The sequence below is a fragment of the Bradyrhizobium ontarionense genome, assembly GCF_021088345.1.
Lineage (GTDB): Bacteria > Pseudomonadota > Alphaproteobacteria > Rhizobiales > Xanthobacteraceae > Bradyrhizobium > Bradyrhizobium ontarionense.
Map to the genome: position 1 here is coordinate 173,383 of NZ_CP088156.1, position 21,459 is coordinate 194,841.

Annotated in this window: 23 protein-coding genes; 8 read left to right on the plus strand and 15 right to left on the minus strand. The window is 65.3% G+C overall.

Features of this window, described 5'->3' with window-relative positions; all coding sequences use genetic code 11:
- Nucleotides 1-41: 41 nt before the first annotated feature.
- The 3 genes from LQG66_RS00580 (at nt 42) to LQG66_RS00590 (ending at nt 3,704) form a co-directional block, all read left to right on the plus strand.
- Complete coding sequence (locus LQG66_RS00580) at nt 42-1,172, plus strand: Mrp/NBP35 family ATP-binding protein (protein WP_231322236.1); 1,131 nt, start codon at nt 42-44, stop codon at nt 1,170-1,172.
- Nucleotides 1,173-1,276: 104 nt separating this feature from the next.
- Complete coding sequence (locus LQG66_RS00585) at nt 1,277-2,440, plus strand: TRAP transporter substrate-binding protein (protein WP_345778930.1); 1,164 nt, start codon at nt 1,277-1,279, stop codon at nt 2,438-2,440.
- A 175-nt stretch (nt 2,441-2,615) separates the two neighbouring features.
- The gene (locus LQG66_RS00590) at nt 2,616-3,704 is read left to right on the plus strand and encodes a TRAP transporter substrate-binding protein (RefSeq protein ID WP_231322240.1); all 1,089 of its coding nucleotides are present in this window, start codon (nt 2,616-2,618) and stop codon (nt 3,702-3,704) included.
- 183 nt (nt 3,705-3,887) lie between these two features.
- Here the strand turns inward: LQG66_RS00590 and LQG66_RS00595 are convergent, their stop codons facing one another.
- The 4 genes from LQG66_RS00595 to LQG66_RS00610 form a co-directional block, all read right to left on the minus strand.
- Entirely contained in the window at nt 3,888-5,489 is a 1,602-nt protein-coding gene (locus LQG66_RS00595; RefSeq protein WP_231322243.1) for a TRAP transporter large permease, read from the minus strand.
- Nucleotides 5,486-6,025 carry a TRAP transporter small permease subunit gene (locus LQG66_RS00600; protein ID WP_231322245.1) on the minus strand — a complete coding sequence of 180 codons (540 nt, stop codon included), beginning with the start codon at nt 6,023-6,025 and terminating at the stop codon, nt 5,486-5,488. The genes LQG66_RS00595 and LQG66_RS00600 overlap by 4 nt, the downstream gene beginning before the upstream one ends.
- A gap of 560 nt (nt 6,026-6,585) precedes the next feature.
- Nucleotides 6,586-7,476, minus strand: coding sequence for a cation diffusion facilitator family transporter (locus tag LQG66_RS00605; RefSeq protein ID WP_231322247.1), 891 nt, complete (start codon nt 7,474-7,476; stop codon nt 6,586-6,588).
- A 307-nt stretch (nt 7,477-7,783) separates the two neighbouring features.
- Complete coding sequence (locus LQG66_RS00610) at nt 7,784-8,056, minus strand: hypothetical protein (protein ID WP_231327650.1); 273 nt, start codon at nt 8,054-8,056, stop codon at nt 7,784-7,786.
- 289 nt (nt 8,057-8,345) lie between these two features.
- Here LQG66_RS00610 and LQG66_RS00615 point away from each other — a divergent pair, with 289 nt between their 5' ends.
- Complete coding sequence (locus LQG66_RS00615) at nt 8,346-9,413, plus strand: aldo/keto reductase (RefSeq protein WP_231322249.1); 1,068 nt, start codon at nt 8,346-8,348, stop codon at nt 9,411-9,413.
- Nucleotides 9,414-9,572: 159 nt separating this feature from the next.
- On the opposite strand, the gene LQG66_RS00620 is transcribed toward LQG66_RS00615, so the two are convergent.
- Nucleotides 9,573-9,968 (minus strand): nuclear transport factor 2 family protein, encoded by a 396-nt coding sequence (locus LQG66_RS00620; protein ID WP_231327651.1) that lies wholly within the window; start codon nt 9,966-9,968, stop codon nt 9,573-9,575.
- 739 nt (nt 9,969-10,707) lie between these two features.
- Between LQG66_RS00620 and LQG66_RS00625 the strand changes: the two genes are divergently transcribed.
- On the plus strand, nt 10,708-11,007 hold the full coding sequence (locus tag LQG66_RS00625; protein WP_231322252.1) for a hypothetical protein: 300 nt from the start codon (nt 10,708-10,710) through the stop codon (nt 11,005-11,007).
- A gap of 109 nt (nt 11,008-11,116) precedes the next feature.
- Here the strand turns inward: LQG66_RS00625 and LQG66_RS00630 are convergent, their stop codons facing one another.
- The 6 genes from LQG66_RS00630 to LQG66_RS00655 all read right to left on the minus strand — a co-directional run bounded on the left by LQG66_RS00630 (nt 11,117) and on the right by LQG66_RS00655 (nt 16,477).
- Nucleotides 11,117-11,797, minus strand: a complete 681-nt coding sequence (locus tag LQG66_RS00630; RefSeq protein ID WP_231322255.1) for a spermidine synthase — start codon at nt 11,795-11,797, stop codon at nt 11,117-11,119.
- A gap of 137 nt (nt 11,798-11,934) precedes the next feature.
- Entirely contained in the window at nt 11,935-12,756 is an 822-nt protein-coding gene (locus tag LQG66_RS00635) for a DUF2182 domain-containing protein (RefSeq protein WP_231322258.1), read from the minus strand.
- Between the two features lie 36 nt (nt 12,757-12,792).
- Nucleotides 12,793-13,425, minus strand: a complete 633-nt coding sequence (locus LQG66_RS00640; RefSeq protein WP_231322260.1) for a DUF1326 domain-containing protein — start codon at nt 13,423-13,425, stop codon at nt 12,793-12,795.
- 447 nt (nt 13,426-13,872) lie between these two features.
- Nucleotides 13,873-14,904 (minus strand): GTP 3',8-cyclase MoaA, encoded by a 1,032-nt coding sequence (gene moaA, locus LQG66_RS00645; protein ID WP_231322262.1) that lies wholly within the window; start codon nt 14,902-14,904, stop codon nt 13,873-13,875.
- A 161-nt stretch (nt 14,905-15,065) separates the two neighbouring features.
- Complete coding sequence (locus LQG66_RS00650) at nt 15,066-15,545, minus strand: hypothetical protein (RefSeq protein WP_231327652.1); 480 nt, start codon at nt 15,543-15,545, stop codon at nt 15,066-15,068.
- A 245-nt stretch (nt 15,546-15,790) separates the two neighbouring features.
- Nucleotides 15,791-16,477, minus strand: coding sequence for an HAD family hydrolase (locus LQG66_RS00655; protein WP_231322264.1), 687 nt, complete (start codon nt 16,475-16,477; stop codon nt 15,791-15,793).
- 173 nt (nt 16,478-16,650) lie between these two features.
- Here LQG66_RS00655 and rpiA point away from each other — a divergent pair, with 173 nt between their 5' ends.
- From rpiA to gor, 3 genes are read left to right on the plus strand one after another with little or no spacing between them, the layout of a single operon-like run.
- Nucleotides 16,651-17,349 (plus strand): ribose-5-phosphate isomerase RpiA, encoded by a 699-nt coding sequence (gene rpiA / locus LQG66_RS00660; RefSeq protein ID WP_231327653.1) that lies wholly within the window; start codon nt 16,651-16,653, stop codon nt 17,347-17,349.
- 49 nt (nt 17,350-17,398) lie between these two features.
- Entirely contained in the window at nt 17,399-17,938 is a 540-nt protein-coding gene (locus LQG66_RS00665) for a DUF2059 domain-containing protein (RefSeq protein WP_231322266.1), read from the plus strand.
- A gap of 31 nt (nt 17,939-17,969) precedes the next feature.
- Nucleotides 17,970-19,355: a glutathione-disulfide reductase gene (gene gor / locus LQG66_RS00670; protein WP_231322268.1), complete on the plus strand. Its 1,386-nt coding sequence runs from the start codon at nt 17,970-17,972 to the stop codon at nt 19,353-19,355.
- Between the two features lie 25 nt (nt 19,356-19,380).
- Here the strand turns inward: gor and LQG66_RS00675 are convergent, their stop codons facing one another.
- The 4 genes from LQG66_RS00675 to LQG66_RS00690 form a co-directional block, all read right to left on the minus strand.
- Nucleotides 19,381-20,016 carry a LysE family translocator gene (locus LQG66_RS00675; protein WP_231322271.1) on the minus strand — a complete coding sequence of 212 codons (636 nt, stop codon included), beginning with the start codon at nt 20,014-20,016 and terminating at the stop codon, nt 19,381-19,383.
- Between the two features lie 169 nt (nt 20,017-20,185).
- Nucleotides 20,186-20,407, minus strand: a complete 222-nt coding sequence (locus LQG66_RS00680; RefSeq protein ID WP_231322273.1) for a hypothetical protein — start codon at nt 20,405-20,407, stop codon at nt 20,186-20,188.
- Between the two features lie 36 nt (nt 20,408-20,443).
- Nucleotides 20,444-20,854 (minus strand): SRPBCC family protein, encoded by a 411-nt coding sequence (locus LQG66_RS00685; RefSeq protein ID WP_231322276.1) that lies wholly within the window; start codon nt 20,852-20,854, stop codon nt 20,444-20,446.
- A complete protein-coding gene (locus tag LQG66_RS00690) occupies nt 20,851-21,174 on the minus strand; it encodes an ArsR/SmtB family transcription factor (protein WP_231322278.1) in 324 nt (107 codons plus the stop codon). The genes LQG66_RS00685 and LQG66_RS00690 overlap by 4 nt, the downstream gene beginning before the upstream one ends.
- Nucleotides 21,175-21,459: the final 285 nt, after the last annotated feature.

Below are 21,459 nucleotides of genomic sequence, written 5' to 3' on the forward strand. Positions count from 1 at the left end.
CGACGATGTGGCGCGTTCTGAACGTTTTCAGGAGACGCGCCGTGAGCGTGACGCAGCAACAGGTCATCGAGGCTCTCAAGCGGGTTCGTTCCCCGCGCGGCGTGGCGCTGCCCGACGCCGGCGCGCTGTCGCCGATCACGGCCAATGACGGCAAGGTGTTCTTCTCGATCAATGTCGAGGCCAGCGAGGCGCGCGCCTGGGAGGATACCCGTGCCCAGGCTGAGGCCGCCGTGCGCGCCATTCCGGGCGTGACCACGGTCATGGTGGCGCTGACCGCCGAGCGCAAGCCGGGCGCGACGCCGCCTCCGCGGCCGTCCGGTGTGCAGCCGGCTGCAGCCCACCGTCCGCCGCACCAGCACCAGCACCCGGCCGACTCGCCAATGGCGCGCCAGGCCGCCATTCCCGGCATCACCGCGGTCATCGCGGTGGCTTCGGGCAAGGGTGGTGTCGGCAAGTCGACGACGGCCGTCAATCTCGCGCTGGGCTTGCGCGATCTCGGGCTCAAGGTCGGCCTGCTCGATGCCGACATCTACGGACCGTCCGTGCCCAAACTGACCGGCCTGCACGAGAAGCCGCAGCTCACGTCCGACAAGAAGATGATCCCGCTGTCGCGCTTCGGCCTTGCGATCATGTCGATCGGCTTCCTGGTCGAGGAGGACAGTCCGATGATCTGGCGCGGGCCGATGGTGATGTCGGCGATCAACCAGATGCTGCGCGACGTTGCCTGGGGCACGCTCGATGTGCTCATCGTCGACATGCCGCCGGGTACTGGCGATGCCCAGCTGACCCTGGCGCAGAACGTGCCGCTCAAGGGGGCGGTGATCGTGTCGACCCCGCAGGACCTGTCGCTGATCGACGCCCGGCGCGGGCTCGCGATGTTCCGCAAGGTCAACGTGCCCGTGCTCGGCATCATCGAGAATATGAGCTACTTCCAGTGCCCGCAATGCGGCACCCGGTCCGACATCTTCGGCCATGGCGGCGCGCGCCACGAGGCCGAGCGGCTCGGCGTGCCGTTCCTGGGTGAGATCCCGTTGCACATGGACATCCGCGCCACGTCCGACGCCGGCAATCCCGTGGTCGAGAGCGAGCCCAACGGACCGCACGCGGCGATCTATCGAACCATCGCGTCGGCCGTCCGGGACCAGCTCAAGGACGCTATCGCCGCTGCTTGATGCAGTGCAGCGAAGTGCGACTATTGGACGGTTTGTCAGCCCATCGTCGCGTTTTCGCTTAACCGGTTCCGTGCTAAAGCCGCGGCCGGATCGTCTTCGACTCGATGCGGCCAATCGCATCGGCGGATCAACGCAATTGCAAACGGGAAACGCCCCCAACAAGGAGATGCCTTAAGATGAAGCGTCGTGATTTTCTGAAGGTTTCGGCCGCGGGCGCCGCGGCGACGGGCGCGATCGCCTCGCCGGCGATTGCGCAGTCGTCGCCGGAGATCAAGTGGCGGCTGACTTCGAGCTTCCCCAAGTCGCTCGACACCATCTATGGCGGCGCGACGGAGCTCGCCAAGTACGTCGCCGAAATGACCGACAACAAGTTCCAGATCCAGGTGTTCGCGGCCGGCGAAATCGTGCCTGGCCTGCAGGCGCTGGACGCCACGGCCAACGGCACCGTCGAGATGTGCCACACCGTCTCCTACTACTATGTGGGCAAGGACCCGACCTTCGCGATCTACGCCTCTGTGCCGTTCGGTCTCAATGCCCGGCAGCAGAACTCCTGGCTATTCCAGGGCGGCGGCAACGAGCTCGCCAACGAGTTCTTCAAGAAGTTTGGCGTCATCGGTTTCCCCTGCGGCAACACCGGCACCCAGATGGGCGGCTGGTTCCGTAAGGAGATCAAGACCGTTGCTGACCTGTCCGGCCTGAAATTCCGCATCGGCGGCATCGCCGGTCAGGTGCTGCAGAAGGTCGGCGTGGTGCCGCAGCAGCTCGCCGGCGGCGACATCTACCCGGCGTTGGAGAAGGGCACCATCGATGCGGCCGAGTGGGTCGGCCCCTATGACGACGAGAAGCTCGGCTTCCAGAAGGTTGCCAAGTACTACTACTATCCGGGCTTCTGGGAGGGCGGTCCGACCGTCCATGCCTATACCAACCTGGACAAGTGGAATTCGCTGCCCAAGAACTACCAGGCCATCCTGACCAACGCGACGATGGCCGCGAACACCTGGATGGCGGCGCGCTACGACATGCAGAACCCGTCGGCCTTGAAGCGCCTGGTCGCCGGCGGCACCCAGCTGCGCCCGTTCACCAACGAGGTGCTGGAAGCCTGCCTCAAGGCGACCAACGAGCTGTGGGGCGAGATCTCGGCGAAGAATCCCGACTTCAAGAAGTCGATCGACGCCATGCAGGCCTACCGCTCGGATGAGTATCTGTGGTGGCAGGTGGCCGAGTACACCTACGACAGCTTCATGATCCGCTCGCGCACCCGCGGCTGATCTGAAAAGTTCGATCGGCGGTTTGAGTTCAAGCCCGGCCTCGCAAGAGGCCGGGCTTTCGCGTTGCGACAACGTTTCGCGATGGCACTCCTGCGCTGTTTGATCCACACTGGAACCGAGGCCTCGCAAGAAGGCTGCCCAGGAATGGACACACATCACACGGGAGGGAAGGACTATGAAGCGGAGAGACTTCATCAAGGTCACCGGGCTCGGCGCTGCCGGCGCCGCCACGATCGCCGCGCCCGCGATCGCGCAGTCGCTGCCCGAGATCAAATGGCGCATGACCACGAGCTGGCCGAAATCGCTCGACACGCTGCACGGCGGCGCCGAGATGATGGCCAAGATGGTCGGCGAGGCCACCGACAACAAATTCCAGATCCAGACCTTCGCGGCCGGCGAGATCGTGCCCGGCCTGCAGGTGCTCGATGCCGTGCAGAATGCCACCGTCGAGATGGGCCACACCGCGTCGTATTATTACTTCGGCAAGGACCCGACCTTCACCTTCGGCTCGTCGGTGCCATTTGGCCCCAACATGCGCATCAATCAGGCGTGGTACCTGATGGGCGGCGGCAAGGAGATCCTCAACGACTTCTACAAGAGCTACAACGTCACCTCGCTGCTCGCCGGCAACACCGGCTGCCAGATGGGCGGCTGGTTCCGCAAGGAGATCAACACCGTCGATGATCTCAACGGCATGAAATTCCGCATCGGCGGCTTCGCCGGCCGGGTCATGCAGAAGCTCGGCTGCGTGCCGCAGCAGCTGGCCGGCGGCGATATCTATCCTGCCTTGGAAAAGGGCACGATCGATGCCGCTGAATGGGTCGGTCCCTATGACGACGAGAAGCTCGGCCTCTACAAGGTCGCGCCGCACTACTACTTCCCGGGCTGGTGGGAGGGCGGTCCGATGCTGCTCGCCATGATCAACCTCGACAAGTGGAACGCGCTGCCGAAGCACTATCAGAAGCTCTTGGAGCTGGCCGGCCACTATGCCAACAACTGGATGATGGCGAAGTACGACTCGGCCAACCCGCTGGCGCTGCGCAAGCTGCTCGCCGGCGGCGCCAAGCTGCACCCGTTCCCGCAGCCGGTCATGGAGGCCTCGTTCAAGGCCGCCAAGGAGCTGCATGCCGAGGTCGCTGCGACCAATCCCAACTTCAAGAAGGCACTGGAGTCGCTGACCGCCTATTCGGCCGCCGGCTATTCCTGGTTCCAGGTCGCCGAGGTCGGTTACGACAACTTCATGGCGCGGCGTTCGCAGAGCTGAGGCGGCGGCCAGCGCTGTTTCCGCGTCATTGCGAGCGCAGCGAAGCAATCCAGGGCTGCGCGCGTGATCCTGGATTGCTTCGGCGCAAGGGCGCCTCGCAATGACGGGCTGATAGAGACGGCCCAAACAAAAACCCCGGAAGCGTGGCTTCCGGGGTTTTCTGCATTAGTTCGGAGCCGCCGGCTACTGCTTCGGCTGGCCGAAATCGAGCGGCGGCAGCTCGATCTGCGGTACCTCGATCTTGACCTTGTCGAGATCGACCGCGACCGGCTTGTCGAGCAGGCCCGTCACCGTGATCGGGAAGGCGATCACCAGCAGCACCATGATCGCCTGCAGCCCGATCCAGGGCATCGCGCCCCAATAGATGTCGGAGCTCTTCACTTCCTTCGGCGCGACGCCGCGCAGGTAGAACAGCGCGAAGCCGAACGGCGGATGCAGGAACGAGGTCTGCATGTTGACGCACAGCATGACGCCGAACCAGATCAGCGCGGCCTCCGGTCCCACCACCGGCGCCAGGATCTTCTGCGCGATCGGCGCGATCATCGGCAGGATGATGAAGGCGATCTCGAAGAAGTCGAGGAAGAAGGCCAGGAAGAAGATGAAGATGTTGATGAAGATCAGGAAGCCCCAGACGCCGCCGGGCAGCGAGGTCAAGAGGTGCTCCAGCCATTCGCCGCCGGAGACGCCCTGGAACACGACCGAGAAGCAGGTCGAGCCGATCAGGATGAAGGTGACCATGCAGGTGATGCGCATGGTGGTCTCGTAGCCCTGCTTGATCAGGTCGCGCAGGTCGGGAATGGCGGCGGCGCGGATGCACAGCCAGGCGACGGCGAGATAGGTGGCCGCGAAGCTGAGCTTGAACACGAGGTTCTCGGTGAACAGCATCGCCACGATGGTGCCGACACCGGCGGCGGCGACGCCGACGATCAGGATGGTGCGGTCGTTCGAGGTGAAGTTCTTGTGGTGGATCACGGCGAGCACGATGGCCCCGACCGCGCCCATGGCGCCGGCCTCGGTCGGCGTGGCCAGGCCCATCATCATGGTACCGAGCACGACGAAGATCAGCACCGCCGAGGGGATGATGCCCATCAGGCACTTCTTCCACAGCGCCCAGCCGGTCAGCGTGCGCGCCTCCTTCGGCACCGGCGGCAGGTGGCCCGGCTTGATCAGGCCGAGCACGAAGGTGTAGCCGGCGAACAGCAGCACCTGGAAGATCGAGGGGCCCCAGGCGCCGAGATACATGTCGCCGACCGACTTGCCGAGCTGGTCGGCGAGCACGATCAGCACCAGCGACGGCGGCACCAGCTGGGTGATGGTGCCGGAGGCGGCCAGCACGCCGGTGATGTAGCGCATATTGTAGCCGTAGCGCATCATGACCGGCATCGAGATCATCGCCATCGCGATCACCTGCGCCGCCACCGTGCCGGTGATCGCGCCCAGGATGAAGCCGACGATGATGACGGAATAGCCGAGGCCGCCGCGGATCGGACCGAACAGCTGGCCCATCGAGTCCAGCATGTCCTCGGCGAGCCCGCATCGTTCCAGGATCGCACCCATGAAGGTGAAGAACGGGATCGCGAGCAGGAGGTCGTTGGCGAGCACGCTGCCGAAGATGCGGCCCGGGATCGCCTGCAGGAAGTTGAGGTCGAAGAAGCCCAGATGGATGGCGAGGAAGCCGAACGAGAGGCCGACGGCGGCGAGCGTGAACGCCACCGGGAAGCCGATCAGCATCGCCAGGACCAGGCCGCCGAACATCAGCGGCGGCATCATCTCCAGCGTAATCATTGCGTCGGCCTCTCGTATTTGGCGTCGATCGTCACTTCACCGCGCAGCGCGGCGGCGCGCTTGATCACCTCGGAGAGACCCTGCAGCGCCAGCAGGACGAAGCCGGCGGGAATCGCGAGCTTGACCGGCCAGCGCAGCAGGCCGCCGGCATTGGCCGACATCTCGTTGACCGAGTAGGACTGCATGAAGAACGGCCACGACAGATAGGCCAGCAGCAGGCAGGTCGGGATCAGGAAGAACAGCGTGCCGATCAGGTCGAGCCAGAGCTGGCCGCGCTCGGACAGATAGAGATAGAGCAGCTCGACGCGGACATGCTCATTGCGGCGGAACGTGTAGGAGGCGCCGAACATCACCAGCAGCGCGAACATGTACCATTGCAGCTCCAGCCAGCCGTTCGACGAATAGCTGAAGGCGTAACGGATCATGGCGTTGATCGCGCTGACCAGGCAGGCCAGCAGCACCATGAGATTGCAGACGTAACCGATCTTTTCGTTGAGCTGATCGATGGCTGAACTGACTGCCAACAAGGGGCGCATCATGGTCTCCGCTGCGGGCGCTGATCAGGACAGCGCGCCTGAGCCCAAGGAAGGCGCGGTTTCGCGATCACGCTTGGCGTGCATGTCTTGATGACGACGCGCTTGGAGCGAATGCAACGAAACGTCCTCCCCCTCGACTGCTTCCGGCTCTTGTTCGGCGCTTGTGTGAGGGCGCGGAGCCCGATGGCCGCGCGGGGCCTGAAAGCGGGGGCACCATTTCAGCGCGCCGTCCTGCCGTCAATCGGAAAATGGACAGATTGACGCCGGGCCAACACCTTGCTGGCGCTTCGTAAACCGGCCGGGGCGCGGGCGACGGAGCGATGCCGAAAAAGCGGGCGCTCTGGCTGGAGGCGGCCTCTGCGGGCTGTTGCGACGCGATCGCTGCGGGCGAATGCGAGCGCCGATGATGGAGGGGCGGGTGCTGGCCTTGTAGGCGCATCCGTGGTCCCGCCTTCGAGACGCCCGCCTGGGCGGGCCCTCAGGATGAGGCCGCATTCATCCCGCACTCGACGTTTCCGCGACGATCGCGAAGCGCGCGCCCTGGCGACGCGATCTGCGCCTCAGAGCACGACCACGCCGGAGTGCTTGGCCTTGCTTTCCGGCTCGATGTGGATCGTGATCCAGCTGTGCTCATCGTCGCCGCGCAAGGCCGCTTCGATCCGGTCGCAGATCTCATGCGCCTGCTGGACCGACATCTGGCCGGGAACGACGAGATGAAACTCGATGAAGGTCATCTTGCCGGCGTGGCGGGTGCGGACATCATGCGCTTCCAGCGCGCCGTCCGCGTGTTCACTGATGATCCGGCGGATCCGCGCGAGCGTCTCGTCGGAGACGGCCTCGTCCATCAGCCCGCCGGTCGACTCCTTGAGGACCTGCCATCCCGACCACAGGATGTTGATGGCGACCAGCAGGGCCAGCGCCGGGTCGAGGATCGGCAGCTTCAACATCACCGCGAAGAGAAGTCCGATCACGACCCCGCCCGACGAGACGACGTCCGTCAGCAGATGCCGGCCGTCCGCCACCAGCGCCGGTGACCGCAGCCGCTTGCCGCGGGTGATCAGCAGCCAGCACCAGAAGGCGTTGAGCAGGCTCGCCAGTCCGTTCACGGCCAGGCCTTCGATCGGCGCCGACAGCAGCCGGGGATTGAAAAAGTTGCCGTAGGCCTCGTGGACGATCAGCAGCGCCGCGACGATGATCATGACGCCTTCGATCACGGCGCTGAAGTACTCGACCTTGTGGTGGCCGAACGGATGGTTGGCGTCGGCAGGCTTGGCGGCAATGCGCACGGCGAGCAGCGCGACGCCAGCGGTGACGACGTTGACGATGCTCTCGAGGGCATCGGAATACAGCGCGACTGAGCCGGTGAGCCAATAGGCGAAATACTTCAGGCCGAGGACGACCGCCCCGACCACGAGGCTGCCGGCGGCGAGCTTGAGCGATTGCGAATGCATGATGTCCCGTCCAGACCCCGGGTGGGGTACTCAAGGCGGCGACCGAACGCAACGGCTGCGTCGAGAGCCGGATATCCGTGCCGAGGGTGACGGTATGCCGATGGTCGCCGGGACTTGGTCGACGCGAGCAGGGCGCTGGACGAAACTGATGAGACGTTGAACTCGGATGTCGATCGCTGCAGCGGCCTGACCACGTGATTCGAGATTCGAGCCGCCGATCCCGCAGCAGCCTGCCAACGAAAAGGTCGCGCCCACGGACATGGGCGCGACCTTTCCCGTCGCCGGAGTTCGGTTGAGACGCCGCCGACTACTTCTCTTTGATGATCGTGGTGGTGCTGGTGCTGCTGCCGACGGTGCCTTCGTCCTCGCAGACCTTGGTCTGCTTGATCCGATCCTCGGCTTCCACGCGGCTCGTGAACGCCATCGGTCCGATCTGCGTCACGATTTCCCTGTCCGCGGGCCGCGTCGTGGTGATCGTGCAGCGATGGCTGGGACCCTGCACGACGTAGTACTCATCAGCGAGTGCCGGGGCCATGGATCCGATGATCACTGCGCCAGCAAGAAGAAGGGGTGCTTTCATGGTCGCCTCTCTTTCCAGGTACTGCCGAAATCGAGGACTGCGCGACGAACAGTGTTGCTGTTCCATCCGTCGATCCTCTCCCGCGGCTGTGCAACTCACGTCAGGGGCGGGGGTTCCGATCACGCGTTCAGAACGGTGCGGCCGGACGCGCTTCGCCGAGCCGGAGCTGGTCGAGCCGGCGATGGCCGCCTGACTGTCACCTTCGCGCTTGCCGCGTGTTCGGGGATCCAGCAGGGCGGTTGAGCGCTGATCCAGGGCGATACGAGAACAGTCGTCGAAACTGGCCATCGTGCGGCCGGAAAAAGTGTGTCTGATCGGAATCTGGATATTGCTAAATGTTTCTGAATGTGGTTCTCAGATACCGTTCAATCTTTTGCGTCAGTCAATGAAATACCGGCAGCTTGGTCCTCTTCCTGTCTCTGAAATCGGTCTTGGTTGTTCCGGATTCTGGGGCAATCGACAGTTCGAGGACAGGCAAGCCATCCGAATCGTGCATGAAGCGTTCGATCTCGGAGTCAATCTCTTCGATACGGGGCACAACTACTGCAACTACAATGCAGAGCCCAGGCTCGGTCGCGCACTGGCGGAAATCCTGAAGCGCGCGGATCGATCGAAGATCGTCGTCTCGACAAAGGTCGGGACATTGCGCCCGCGCCCTCTCATCTCTCTGCGCGAGGTCAAGACGCAGGATCACAGTCCGGAGTATGTCGAGCTTGCGTGCGCTCGCGCGATCAAGAACTTGAACACGGACTTCATCGACGTCCTCTATCTCCACAATTTCGCGCCGGCATCGATCACGGATGCGTTGTTGACGAAGCTCGCGTCGATGCGCCGCAACGGCATGTTCAGACTGCTCGGCATCAACACGCATTCCGAAGCGCACATGCAATATGTCGCCCGACTCAAAGGCGTCTTCGATGTCGCGCTGATCGACCTGAACGTGGCGCAGTTGGACCGGCTCCCGATCGTTGACCAACTCCACAAGGCAGGCATTGCCGTCGTTGCCGGCACGGTTCTGGCGCAAGGGCATTTGATCCGGGGCAAGATCGGCCACATCCGAAGCGCTGCCGATCTCTGGTATCTGGCCCGGGCGCTGCTGAAGCCGGATGCCCGCCGACTTGCCTTGGCCGCTCGTGACGTCCGGCCCGCGCTCGCGTCGGTCGACGGGATGTCGGCGGCGCAAGCTGCGATGTCCTACATTCTCGGACTTCAGCAGGTTTCGGCCTGCATCTTCGGAACCACGAACCTCAACAACCTCAGAGAAATCGCGGCCGCCCCGGAAAAACGCCTGTCCGAGGCTCACGCCGCATCGATCTACGCGGCGTTTCGTCAGCAGCGCGCATTTGCCAGCGCCTAGCCGGACGACGGTCGGCTGCAATATCGGTGACAGTGCACAAATTGATCTTGCGCGCTGAGGATCGCTACGGTCGAGCACGCGTGCGCATCTGCGCGAATGAACGTCTGAGCTGGCCGGGCCGAACAAGCGGCTGATGCCATCCTGACCTGCCGCGGCCGTTCAGGCCGCGGTGGTCGGACCGACGCGCTCGACGAGATGCGCGCGCGAGGGCGCCGCCTTGAAGGGATCGCCGAAATACTGCGTCTCGTGAACCACTCCGCCGTCGCCGAACTCCATGATACTGACCACGTAGGAGGGGGCCCCGTCGTAGGTCAGAACGAGTTCTGTCACCCAGAGATCGCCGCCGCCGATGATCCGTCGCACCGCAAAGCGCTTCTTGTTCGGCTGCACGAAGCGGCTTTCCTGAATGTTGCGCCGGCCGTGGATGCGCTCGCCTGATTGCGGATAGTCGAGCACGGCATCGTCGCGATAGATGTCATGCTCGGCCTCGAAATCGTTTGCGTCCGACGCATCCCAATGGCGCTGCAGGGCAGCCAGCCTGCCGCCGTCGTCCATCGCGTTTTCCATTCAGGTCTCCCGCTCTCACCGACCGGGCCATGCCGCGGCGCTCCGCTTGGCGTGCCGGAGGATGGGACATTCCCTGCGCCCTCGGCTCGCGGATGCGGGCATCCGCGAAGGCTTCGCAGCCGATGACGCAGCATATGACGATGGCCGACGTGTCGCCACTCCGATCTGAGCGGGCGCCGGAGATGTGAGCGATTGATCTTTGCGCGTGCTCGGGCGCGCGCATCTGCGCGGCAGCGATGGCGGCGTGACGGCGCGCGGGCGGTGAAGGAGTCTTTCCGGATATCGTAGGCCTGTTGGGCCGCGCTGGAGGACGAGGACGAACCGCTCGGTCGCCTGCGCGCCGCCGAGCGCATCGGCCGTGGGACTATGCACGCGGGCAGGCGCAACTGTTGGTTAGATTGCGCCGCCGCTGAGATCGATCGAATGAACGTCTGAACTGGGCGCGCCGAAGGGATGAGCGCTCGACCGTCGGCGCGTCCCTCGAGAGCTTCGGTCGATGGCTCCTGAACGACGGGCCCCTAACTCGCGTGAGTCCGCTCGCCCGGCTTTACGTGCTTTGGGATCGCATTTCGTGGGTTCACGGGAGCTGCCTAGGAACTCCGTCCTGGCTCCCGCGGTTGCCAAGGTGCCGATCGACCTTTCGTGGGAAGCATAAGGGAATGACGCCAGCCGAGCGGCGGGCGCTGCTTGACGCGGAGGCTCGTGAGCTCGCGCAAGGAGTGAAGTGATGGTCGATGCATCTTCCGTCCACATCCTCGAGCCACGTCCGGCCTATGTCCACCGCTACGCCGGCCCGCTCCTCACCGTCGTCGGCTCGCAGGCCGACACGCAATGGCGTTGTGACCTTTTGCGCGTGCCGCACTCTGCCGGCGCGAAAGTCTACGGCTGCCAGGTGTTTTTCGGACGGGATTCGGATCCCCCTCCCTGCGTCATCTACATCACGATCCACGAGAGGTCGCAGCTTGTGCGCGCGATCACGACGCACGAGGTCGCTCACTGCAACGGCTGGCGCCATTCTGTCGAGTGACAGAGATCGTCGTTCGAAAACGTTGACGGGACGGTGCTGAAGAGACTGGGACGCGCGGGGCAGCGGCCTGCGTGGCCGGGAGCAACGCATGAAGCTGCGCGCCGCGCGATCACGCCGGCCGCGTCGCGATCCAGATCACGTGACGCGCGCCGCGACCGCCGGCGCCCGTGGCGCGGATCTTGATCTCCTCGGCGACGAAGCCGGCCTTGCGCAATTGCGGGGCGAAGTGGTCGGCCGGGTGTGACGACCACACAGCCAGTACACCGGCGGGGCTGAGGGCCGTGAACGCGGCCCGCAGGCCGGAGGCGTCATAGAGCGCGTCGTTGGATGTCCGGGTCAGGCCCTGCGGGCCATTGTCGACGTCGAGCAGGATTGCATCATAGCTGCCGCGCGCGGCCGCGATCAGCTTCACCACGTCCGCCTCGCGGATGTCGACGCGCGGGTCATTGAGGCTGTCGCCGGACAATTCGGCCATCGGCCCGCGCGCCCAGGCGATCACCGCCGGGACCAGCTCTGCGACAGTGATGCGCGCCTTCGGACCCAGCACCTTGAGCGCCGCCCGCAGCGTGAAGCCCATGCCGAGGCCGCCGATCAACAGCCGCGGCGCGGGGCGTGCCTTGATGCGGGAACAACTCAGCGTCGCCAGCGCCTCTTCGGACCCGTACAGCCGGCTGCTCATCAGCTCATTCTGGCCGAGCTTGATGGTGAACTCCTTGCCGCGCTGCATGAGCCGCAACTGTTCACCGCCGCCGGGCACGTCTGCGGTGTCGATCAGCTTCCAGGGAATCACGGGCGTCTCGCGTCAGTTCGATGGCGGTATTCCGGGCGACAGAGTCGCCACGCTGGGCGCCTGCTTACCATATTGCTTGCGTCCAACACCAAGGGCAGCCGCCACTCGCGCGACGACCTGCATCGCGCCGTTGTGCGTCATTGTGGTGGGGACACCAGCATCCAGGCGCCCGCGGCCACGCATGCAATGCCGGCCGCGCGCGCGATCCATCGTCCGACCGGAGGCAGTTTCTCAAACAGCACGAGCAGGGTCAGAATGGCGATCCACATCACGCTCATCACCCCACCGACGAACAGCAGCGCCATCAGAGCCCAGCAGCAGCCGACGCAATAGCCGCCGTGCCGGAGGCCCAGCAGCACGCAGCCCTGCAGGTCGCCGCGAAAGCCGCCGTGGCGCATCAGGAACAGAAACGGCGACTGGCATTGGGCAAGGCAGACGCTTTTCAGCGGTGTCCACTGATAGACGCCCGCCGCGATCAGCACGATCGCGCCGAGCAGGTGGTTGTCGATCGCCATCCGCGAATCCAGCAGCGCAGTCCGCTCCACAACCCATTGCAGGCAGGTCGCCAGCAGCGAAAAGCCGCTCCAGGCGAGCAGATAGCCGGCCGCAAACCAGCCGGTCGCAGCGAACGGCTGGCCCTGCGCTCGGCCGTGTCGACCCACACGGGCGTACATCAGGATCATGGGCGCGGCCGAAGGCGCCATCATCCCGACCATCATCACCGCCCACATCAGGAACACATAGGCGAACTCGATCGCGTGCCACGGCTCGCTGGCCGGCAACATGATTCCGATGCCGGCCGGGATCATGCGGAAGCCGGTCATGTCCATGCCGCCCATGTCCATGTCGTTGGCGAGCCAGAGCACATAGGCCCATGCGAGGGCGATCATGATCGCGATCGCGCCACCCACAATCCAGCGATCGCGCCGCAGTACGGCTTCCAGGGCGCTACCGGTCATCTGCAAGGCGGGTTGCCGGCCTTGCCGCACGTCGCATCAGGCCTGGTTGGACCAGCTGATCGAGGCGTACAGGCCGTTCTTGCCGGAATTGTCCCAGTGCATGCCGTGATCATTGTAGGTGTTGCCCGCCGCGCCGACGGCCAGCGCCATCCTGTCGGGGCTGACGGGATGGCCGATGTTCACCCACATCTCTCCACTCGGATGCATGGTCGGCAGCGGATCGACGGACATGTGCAGAATGTCAGCGACTTCGGCGGACCGCGTCTTGCCGTCGATCCGGAAGGTGATGGCGGCCTTGCGCACGCCGAGATTGGTGCTGATCAGCGGCGTGAACGCGGCCATCGGGCCGCCGGCCGCACCGGTGAAGATCGCGGCCATCGCCTCGGTCTGCTGGTCGTCGGCGCGCTGATCGACATAGGCGGCGATCGACCAGTCTCCCTCCGCCATCACTCCGGGCGCATGGAGCATCACCGCCGCGTTGAGGCCATCGAGCGCGACATCGCCGTAGCGGCCGGTTTCAATGTGGAACAGCAGCGGCACGTTGCAGAACCCCTCGGTCGGTTGCGCGGTCAGGGGAGGGGCGGCCGACATCAGGCACGGACACAGCAGGCTGCAACTGCAATTTTCGAAATAGTCACCGGACAGGTGCCATGCGACCGGGTCTGCCATCGCTGTCTCCCGCTAGGCCAAACCGACAAATTGTTTTCGAACGCGATCTGCACGTCAAAGTTACGCCGCGTGGGGACGTGCCGCAAGCCGGTAATTTATTCTCTCTGCGTCAGCACCGTGACCGCGCCTCGCCGATCCCTTCATCTGGAATGTGCGTCATAGGCCGAATGGCCGGTCAACAAGCTTGGCTCCGACGGCGGTGATCGCAGGGCTCGGTGGTGATGGATTCCGCCTAGAGCGCTATGAGTTGAGGTCTGGTTGCGAACCGCGAAGGAGGTGCGCTCCCTCTCCCGCTTGCGGGGGAGGGCTGGGGTGGGGGTGTCTCCACGATTGAGGCTGCCCGAGTGGAGAGAGCCCCGGCCCGTCGCTTCGCGCCGACCTCCCCGGCAAGCAGGAGAGGTGAACTGAGCCTGCGGCTAAGTCGATTTAACCAAGAAACACCGCGCCCTAGCCCCCCGTCACGCTCATGTGCCGGCTGACGCTCGGCCGGTTGTGGCGGCGGTCGATGATGAAGTCGTGGCCCTTTGGCTTCAGGCCGATGGCGCGGTCGATCGCGGCGCTCAGCTCCTCGTCGCTGGCCGAGGCCCGCAGCGGCTTGCGCAGGTCGGACGCATCCTCGTGGCCGAGGCAGGTGTGCAGGGTGCCGGTGCAGGTGACGCGGACGCGGTTGCAGCTCTCGCAGAAATTATGCGTCATCGGCGTGATGAAGCCGATCGTGCCGCCGGTCTCGGCGACGCGGACGTAGCGGGCAGGGCCCCCGGTGGTCTCGTCGAGGTCGGTCATCGTGTACTGCTGCGCCAGCCGCGCCCGCAGCAGCGACAGCGGCAGATACTGGTCGATGCGGCCCTCGCCGATCTCGCCCATCGGCATCACCTCGATCAGGGTGAGCGCCATGCCTTTGCCATGCGCCCAGTCGATCAGCACCGGGATCTCGTCCTCGTTCATGTTCTTGAGCGCGACGGCGTTGATCTTCACGGCGAGACCGGCTGTGCGCGCGGCCTCGATGCCATCGAGCACGCGGTCGAGATCGCCCCAGCGGGTGATGGCGCGGAATTTGGCGGGATCGAGCGTGTCGAGCGAGACGTTGATGCGGCGGATGCCGCAATCGGCGAGCTCGGCGGCGTACTTCGCGAGCTGCGTCGCGTTGGTCGTCATCGTCAGCTCTCCGAGCGCGCCGCTCGCAAGGTGCCGCGACAGCGAGCGCACCAGGCCCATGACGTTGCGCCGGACCAGCGGCTCGCCGCCGGTCAGCCGCAGCTTCTTCACGCCTTTGTGGATGAAGGCCGAGCAGAGCCGGTCGAGCTCCTCCAGCGTCAGCAGGTCGGCCTTCGGCAGGAAGGCCATGTCCTCCGACATGCAGTAGAAGCATCTGAGGTCGCAGCGGTCGGTGACCGAGACGCGCAGATAGCTGATGCGACGGCCGAACGGGTCGGTCATCGGGCGCGTCAGGGCGGTGTCACTCAACGTCTCAGCGGTCATGGAGGGCCTTGCGGTGGCAGCATTGCCACGAGGTGGCCGCACGAGACACGGCCGAACATCATCGATACAAAGCCAATCTAGTCACGATCGCGCCGCCCCACAATCGCTGACGCCGGGGCTTCGATGCTGCGGTGCAGCTTCGCCGAAGCGAGATTTGTCCGCTATTGACGCGCGGCGGCAGGCGCGGGTGCCGGGAAGGCAGAACCGGTCGTCGCCGGCGCCGCGGTCGGCGCTGCGGCGGCCTTGGGGGTCTTCGGCTTCTTCGGCCGCATATGCTTGACGGCTTTCGGCGGCGCTCCAGGCGCCGGCAGCAGCTCCGCGACCACCGGATTCGGCTCCATCACCACCGGCGGCGAATTGTTGAAATCGCCGGTGTTGCGGATCACCTGCACCGGCACCGTGGCCGGCTGGTATCTGTCCATGGTGAAGGTGACGCTGAAGCCCGAGTCGGGCGCCGGGACGGACACGGAGCAGGGCGTCTTGCAGCCCGGTCCGAGCGAGGTCTTGGCGTCCGCGCCCTGCGGGACCGAGTCGAGCTGCACGGGAACTTCCGTCGGCGCCATCTTGAAAGCATCCATGGAGAACGACGAGCAGCCGGCCAGGCCAGCTCCCGCAACCGCAATTGCGATGACGCGCCGAATCATGATGTCCGCCCCACAACCCTGCGGCCATCGGCCGCAATCCCACGCCGACCATAAGAGCGTCAGAACAGCGGCGCAACTGCGGTCAACCCTATTCTCAACAGAACGTTAACGCCCGTCGTGGTGCAGATTTCGAATGAGGGGTCAGGGAGTTAGGCGCGACGCAGCGGATGAATCGCAGCGGTGGCGCGAGCTCGGTTCGGCCTTCTACGGCCCGCTCCGAGCGGCGGAGAACCTCCTGCGATTCAGCCGATCTTCAGCGAAGGGCCGAGCGCGCTGACCGCTGCCGGCAGCTCGCGCATGTGGTCGATCAGGTGGTCCGGGTTGAGCTCGGCGATCGGCACGTCCGTATAACCAAAGGTGCAGCCGATCACGGGTACGCCGGCGCGGCGGGCGGCGCCGACATCGGTGCCGGCATCGCCGACCATGATCGCCGCACCAATCTCGCCGCCGGCCTGCGCGATGGTCTGGCGCAGGATCGCCGGATCCGGCTTGGCGACCCCGAACGTGTCGGCGCCGCAGATGGCCGCGAAGCGGGACGACAGGCCGAGCTGGTCGAGCAGCCGCTTCGACAGCCATTCCAGCTTGTTGGTGCACACCGCGAACTGGCAGCCGCGGGCGGCGAGCTCGTCGAGCGCGGTCTCGAGCCCCTCGAAGGGCTGCGATTCGACCGCGATGTTCTCGGCGTAAAAGTCGATGAAATCGGTGGTCAGGCGGTTGATGTCGTCGGGGCTGGCCTGGCGGCCCTCGGCCTCCAGCCCGCGCTCGATCAGCTTGCGCGCGCCATGTCCGATCATCTTGCGGGCCGAAGCCAGCGGCACCGGCCGCAGGCCTTCGCGCTGCAATATGTGGTTGAGTGCGCTGATGAGGTCCGGCGCGGTGTCGACCAGGGTGCCGTCGAGATCGAAGACGATGGTGCTGGAGATGCGCATCGGTATCCGGTAGCGGCCGCGCCGCGGCCTTGCAAGAGGCTCGCACAGCCTTTTTGTCCGATTTCGTGACCCGCAACCGCTATTCGTCGCGGCAAAACACCGCTAGATATGCGCCGGTTTTCGGCCCCCGTCCTTCGGGGGCCCCGATCCGAGGGGCGGGTTCGTTGGTCGACATGGACGCATTGAAACGGCAGGCGGCGGCGCGCGCGCTGGAGGAGGTCCGAAGCGGTATGAAGCTCGGCCTCGGCACCGGCTCGACTGCCAAGCATTTCGTCGATCTGCTCGGGGAAAAGGTCCGCGCCGGCCTGAAAGTGGTGGGTGTGCCGACCTCGGAGGCCACGCGGGCGCAGGCCGAGGCGTGCGGCGTGCCGCTGACCACGCTCGACGACGTCGACCATCTCGACCTCACGATCGACGGCGCCGACGAGATCAATCCGGCGCTCGACCTGATCAAGGGCGGTGGCGGGGCGCTGCTGCGCGAGAAGATCGTTGCCAACGCGTCCGATCGCATGATCGTGATCGCCGACGAGACCAAATGGGTCGAGCGGCTCGGCCGCTTCCCGCTGCCGGTCGAAGTGATTCCGTTCGGCCTCGCCGCCACGCAGCGGGCGATGACCGAGGCCTTCGCCAAGGCAGGCGTTTCCGGGCAGATGGTGCTGCGCAAGGCCGGAGCCGGAGATGGCCACGTTTTCGTCACCGATGGCGGCCACTGGATTATCGATGTCCGCCTTGGGGAGATCGAGGATCCCCCGCGTCTGGCGGGTCTTTTGAGCGCAATTCCGGGCGTGGTCGAGCACGGGCTGTTCATCGGCCTTGGCAGCACGGCCATCCTGGCAGGCGCACAGGGAATTCGCGTTATCCAGCGGCCTTAAGCGCAGCAGGAACCTGCGCTTAAGGCCGCAATCTCACAGGAGACTTGGAATGAAGAGCGTGTTCAGAATCTTGCCGGCCGCCGGAATAGTGCTGGCCGTGGGGGCGGTCCTTGCCTCGGCAAGCCCCGCTGCCGCGCAGGCGCAGGGCCAGCCGCCGGCGCTGAAGCCGGCGTCGGCCGCCTGCATGGCCGGCGCACGCGATATTCTCGGGATGAAGAATGCGGCTGCAATGTACGCCAATGCCGTCCCCGGCATCGTGCAGCAGACCAAGCAGACGCTGCTCCAGGCCAACCTGAACTATCAGAAGGACCTCGACGAGGTCGCCGTGGTGGTCGCGCAGACCTATGCCGGCAAGGAGAAGGAGATCGGCGAGAAGATGGCGCAGATCTACTGCAACGAGTTCACCGATGCCGAGATCGCGAGCCTCGTCACCTTCTACAAGTCGACGATCGGCCAGAAGCTGCTTGCGGCCGAGCCGAAGGCGATCCAGATGAGCATGGGCGCCATGAACCAGTGGGCCGCGGAGTTCTCCGACACCGTGACCGCGCAGTTCCGCGCCGAGATGCGCAAGCGCGGCAAGCAGATCTAGCTGATTCAACAGAGAGCAGGTCGAGGACGAGATGGCTGATTTCGACGTCGACCTGTTTGTGATCGGTGGCGGGTCGGGGGGCGTGCGCGCCGCCCGCATCGCCGCCGGCCATGGCGCCCGCGTGACGGTCGCCGAGGAATACCGCATGGGCGGCACCTGCGTGATCCGCGGCTGCGTGCCCAAGAAGCTGTTCGTGATCGGCTCGCATGTGCGCCAGGAGATCGCTGACGCCGCCGGCTTCGGCTGGACGATCCCGACCGCGACGTTCGACTGGCCGACGCTGATCAGGAACAAGGACAAGGAGATCGCGCGGCTCGAGGCGGCCTACGCCGCCAATGTCGAGAAGAGTGGCGCCCGCATCGTCAAGACACGCGCCGTGCTCGAGGATGCGCACACCGTGCGGCTCGCGACCGGCGAGACGGTGCGCGCGAAAACCATCCTGATCGCGACCGGCGGCGCGCCCAATCATGGCACGCCCATTCCCGGCATCGAGCACGTCATCTCGTCGAACGAGGCGTTTCATCTCGACGAGCTGCCGCGCCGCATCGTGATCCAGGGCGGCGGCTACATCGCGCTGGAATTCGCCTGCATCTTCGCCAATTTCGGCTCCGACGTCACCGTCGTCTATCGCGGCGACAACATCCTGCGCGGCTTCGACGAGGACGTGCGCAAGCACGTTCGTGCCGAGATGGAGAAGGAAGGCATCACCATCCTGACCGGCTGCACGGTTGCCAGCGTCGACAAGCACGGCAAGGACTACACGACGCATCTGTCGAACGGCTCCAGCATCGCCTCCGACAAGGTGATGTTCGCGATCGGCCGGCATCCGGCCGTGGCCAATCTGGGCCTGGAAAAGGCCGGCGTCGCCATCAATCCCAGGAACGGCGGCATCGCGGTCGATGCGTTCTCGCAGAGCTCGGTGCCGAGCATCTATGCGATCGGCGATGTCACCCACCGCTTCAACCTGACGCCGGTCGCGATCCGCGAGGGCCATGCCTTTGCCGACACCGTGTTCGGCAACAAGACCGTGCGTGTCGACCACGCCGACATCCCGACCGCGGTGTTCTGCCAGCCGGAAGTGGGCACGGTCGGCCTGACGGAGACGCAGGCGCGCGAGCTGCACGACCGCGTCGACATCTACAAGACCAGTTTCCGGCCGATCAAGGCGACGATGTCCGGCCGCGACACCCGTGTGCTGATGAAGCTCGTCGTCGACGGCGCGACCGACCGCGTGCTCGGCTGCCACATCGTCGGCGACATGGCGGCCGAGATCACCCAGGCCGTCGCCATCGCCATCAAGATGAAGGCGACCAAGGCCGATTTCGACGCCACCGTCGCGCTGCATCCGTCCGCCGCCGAAGAGCTGGTGACGATGCGGACGGTAACCGAGCGGCACGTCCGGCAGGCGGCGGAGTAGCCGGACCGCCGCGACGCGCGGCGAGTCAGGGGCCGGCCCGCCGGTAAAGCGCAAGGGCGCCAGCAAGGCTCAGCAGCGCGCCGCCGCAGATGCGATCGAGCCAGAGTGCACCGGAGCGCTTGAGGAAACACATCGCTTGCGAGCCCGCGCTCGCGTAGGCGAGCATGATCAGGACATCGAGCATCGCGAAGGTGAGGGCCAGCGTGAGATATTGCGGCAGCTGCGGCGCGGACGGCACCACGAACTGCGGCAGGAATGCCGAGAAGAACAGATAGCCCTTCGGATTTGTGATCGCGACGAGGAAGCTCTTCAGAAACAGCGCGTGCGGCTGTCGTGACCCGTCCTTGCCGTCTGCGGACGTCGCGAGGTCGATCGACCCGCTGGACCGCAGCAGCATGAGCCCGAGATAGGCGAGGTAGGCCACGCCGATCCACTTCACGACCGAGAACCAGAATTCGGAAGCGGCGAGCAGTGCGCCCAGGCCGACCGCGACGGCGCCGATGAGGATGAAGTCCGACGCCACCGCGCCGGCGATGCCGGCACAGGCGCGGCGCACACCGACGCGCGAGCCGTTGGTCAGGGCCAGCAGCACCGTCGGACCGGGGGTCGCGATTCCGATGAAGGCGACGATGGCGAAGCTGAAAAGCGTAAGAGCGTTCACGTCAGAATGGCCTCGTTGGCGGAAGACGCGCCAGTAGGGCGCGGTCCGGCCGCGAAGGCAAGACATTCCAGCAGGCGGCCAGCGATCGTCTTCGCTGACCCGCGCTCGACCTGCCGGATCGCGAGGCTCGGCTCCCTCTCGGAAAACGCACCTGGGCGCGATTGCCCGCTCAGCGCTCTGCCCGCGAGGCCGTCAACTTCGTCGCGACGTAGGGCAGCGCGAACAGATACAGACCCGTGCCCAGCAGCACGATCAGCGGGATCAGCGCCAGCAGGCCAATCCAGAAAGCCGGCTGCGTCTGCGTCATAGCGGCGATGTTGATGATGACGGCGACCGTGAAGGCGATCGATATCCAGCGATGAACCTGCCGGATGGTGTTGTTCCAGTTCAACTGCTCCTCCCCTGATGACGTCGTGATGCGCACGCCTCAGCCGAGGCGCGCGACGCTCTGTTCGAGCGCATCGAAGAATTTCGGCCAGCCATAGCGCGCGCCCTGATAGGCGCGGGTCTGGTCCGGACCGAAGCCGGTCTGCTCCATGCGCAGATGCGTTCCCGTATTCGTCGGCGTCAGCGTCCAGGTCACGACGCTGTCGAGGCCGAGCGCCGCCCAGGTGTAGGACAGGCTGCGATGCGGCTCGATGGTCACGACCTGGCAGTCGACCACGCCCCAGTCGGCCTCGAGCTTGAAGCGATGATCGACCACCGGTGTGAAGTCGTTCCTCATCAGCCACTCCGCGATCAGGTGCGGCTGCGTCAGCGCGCGCCAGAGCTTTTCGGGCGGATGCGCAAACTCGCGCTCGACGACGACGGTGCGGGTCTCGGACGCAGTACGGGTCATTGATCCATCCTGTTGAGCAATTTTTCGAGTTCGTCGAACCGGCTCTCCCAGAACGCAGCCATGCGGCTGGTCCAGTCGAGCAGGGGGGAGAGCGCCTTCGGCTGGGCGCGATAGTGGGTCTGGCGGCCTTCGTGGCGCTCGCGCACCAGGCCGGCCTGCTTGAGAACGCCGAGATGTTTGGATACGGCCGGTTGCGACACGCCGGCCTTGGTGGTCAGCGCGCCGACCGTCTGCTCGCCGTGGCGGCACAGGCCCTCGAAGATGGCCCGCCGCGTCGGGTCGGCCAGCGTTCTGAACAAGAGGTCGGGCGTGCGCGGCATGTTATTCATAACTCGTCGGTTATGGATAAATGCATAACCGATGGGTTATGAATAGGTCAAGCCGGAACTTGACGCCCGGCTGGATCAGGTCGATCGCGCTGGTCTTCAATTCACCGCGAGGGCCGTGTCGGTCCGGGACGTGCCGCGCAGCGGCGCGGGCCCGGAGGCCATCCTCCCGATCGTGGTTTTGGATTCCGGGCTCGCCCTTCGGGGCGCCCCGGAATGACTTGGGGAGAGAGTGAGCGCAAATGCGCCCCCGGGCGCTGAAGAGGTGACACGGCGCGC

Excerpts from the sequence above, each read along its gene's own strand:
- LQG66_RS00585 (WP_345778930.1), top strand. The coding sequence starts at position 1,277 with ATGCGGCCAATCGCATCGGCGGATCAACGCAATTGCAAACGGGAAACG.
- LQG66_RS00590 (WP_231322240.1), top strand. The coding sequence starts at position 2,616 with ATGAAGCGGAGAGACTTCATCAAGGTCACCGGGCTCGGCGCTGCCGGC.
- LQG66_RS00595 (WP_231322243.1), bottom strand. The coding sequence starts at position 5,489 with ATGATTACGCTGGAGATGATGCCGCCGCTGATGTTCGGCGGCCTGGTC.
- rpiA (WP_231327653.1), top strand. The coding sequence starts at position 16,651 with ATGGACGCATTGAAACGGCAGGCGGCGGCGCGCGCGCTGGAGGAGGTC.
- LQG66_RS00685 (WP_231322276.1), bottom strand. The coding sequence starts at position 20,854 with ATGACCCGTACTGCGTCCGAGACCCGCACCGTCGTCGTCGAGCGCGAG.
- gor (WP_231322268.1), top strand. The coding sequence starts at position 17,970 with ATGGCTGATTTCGACGTCGACCTGTTTGTGATCGGTGGCGGGTCGGGG.
- LQG66_RS00620 (WP_231327651.1), bottom strand. The coding sequence starts at position 9,968 with ATGGACGACGGCGGCAGGCTGGCTGCCCTGCAGCGCCATTGGGATGCG.
- LQG66_RS00610 (WP_231327650.1), bottom strand. The coding sequence starts at position 8,056 with ATGAAAGCACCCCTTCTTCTTGCTGGCGCAGTGATCATCGGATCCATG.
- moaA (WP_231322262.1), bottom strand. The coding sequence starts at position 14,904 with ATGACCGCTGAGACGTTGAGTGACACCGCCCTGACGCGCCCGATGACC.
- LQG66_RS00640 (WP_231322260.1), bottom strand. The coding sequence starts at position 13,425 with ATGGCAGACCCGGTCGCATGGCACCTGTCCGGTGACTATTTCGAAAAT.
- LQG66_RS00655 (WP_231322264.1), bottom strand. The coding sequence starts at position 16,477 with ATGCGCATCTCCAGCACCATCGTCTTCGATCTCGACGGCACCCTGGTC.
- LQG66_RS00665 (WP_231322266.1), top strand. The coding sequence starts at position 17,399 with ATGAAGAGCGTGTTCAGAATCTTGCCGGCCGCCGGAATAGTGCTGGCC.
- LQG66_RS00600 (WP_231322245.1), bottom strand. The coding sequence starts at position 6,025 with ATGCGCCCCTTGTTGGCAGTCAGTTCAGCCATCGATCAGCTCAACGAA.
- LQG66_RS00635 (WP_231322258.1), bottom strand. The coding sequence starts at position 12,756 with ATGACCGGTAGCGCCCTGGAAGCCGTACTGCGGCGCGATCGCTGGATT.
- LQG66_RS00605 (WP_231322247.1), bottom strand. The coding sequence starts at position 7,476 with ATGCATTCGCAATCGCTCAAGCTCGCCGCCGGCAGCCTCGTGGTCGGG.
- LQG66_RS00690 (WP_231322278.1), bottom strand. The coding sequence starts at position 21,174 with ATGCCGCGCACGCCCGACCTCTTGTTCAGAACGCTGGCCGACCCGACG.
- LQG66_RS00625 (WP_231322252.1), top strand. The coding sequence starts at position 10,708 with ATGGTCGATGCATCTTCCGTCCACATCCTCGAGCCACGTCCGGCCTAT.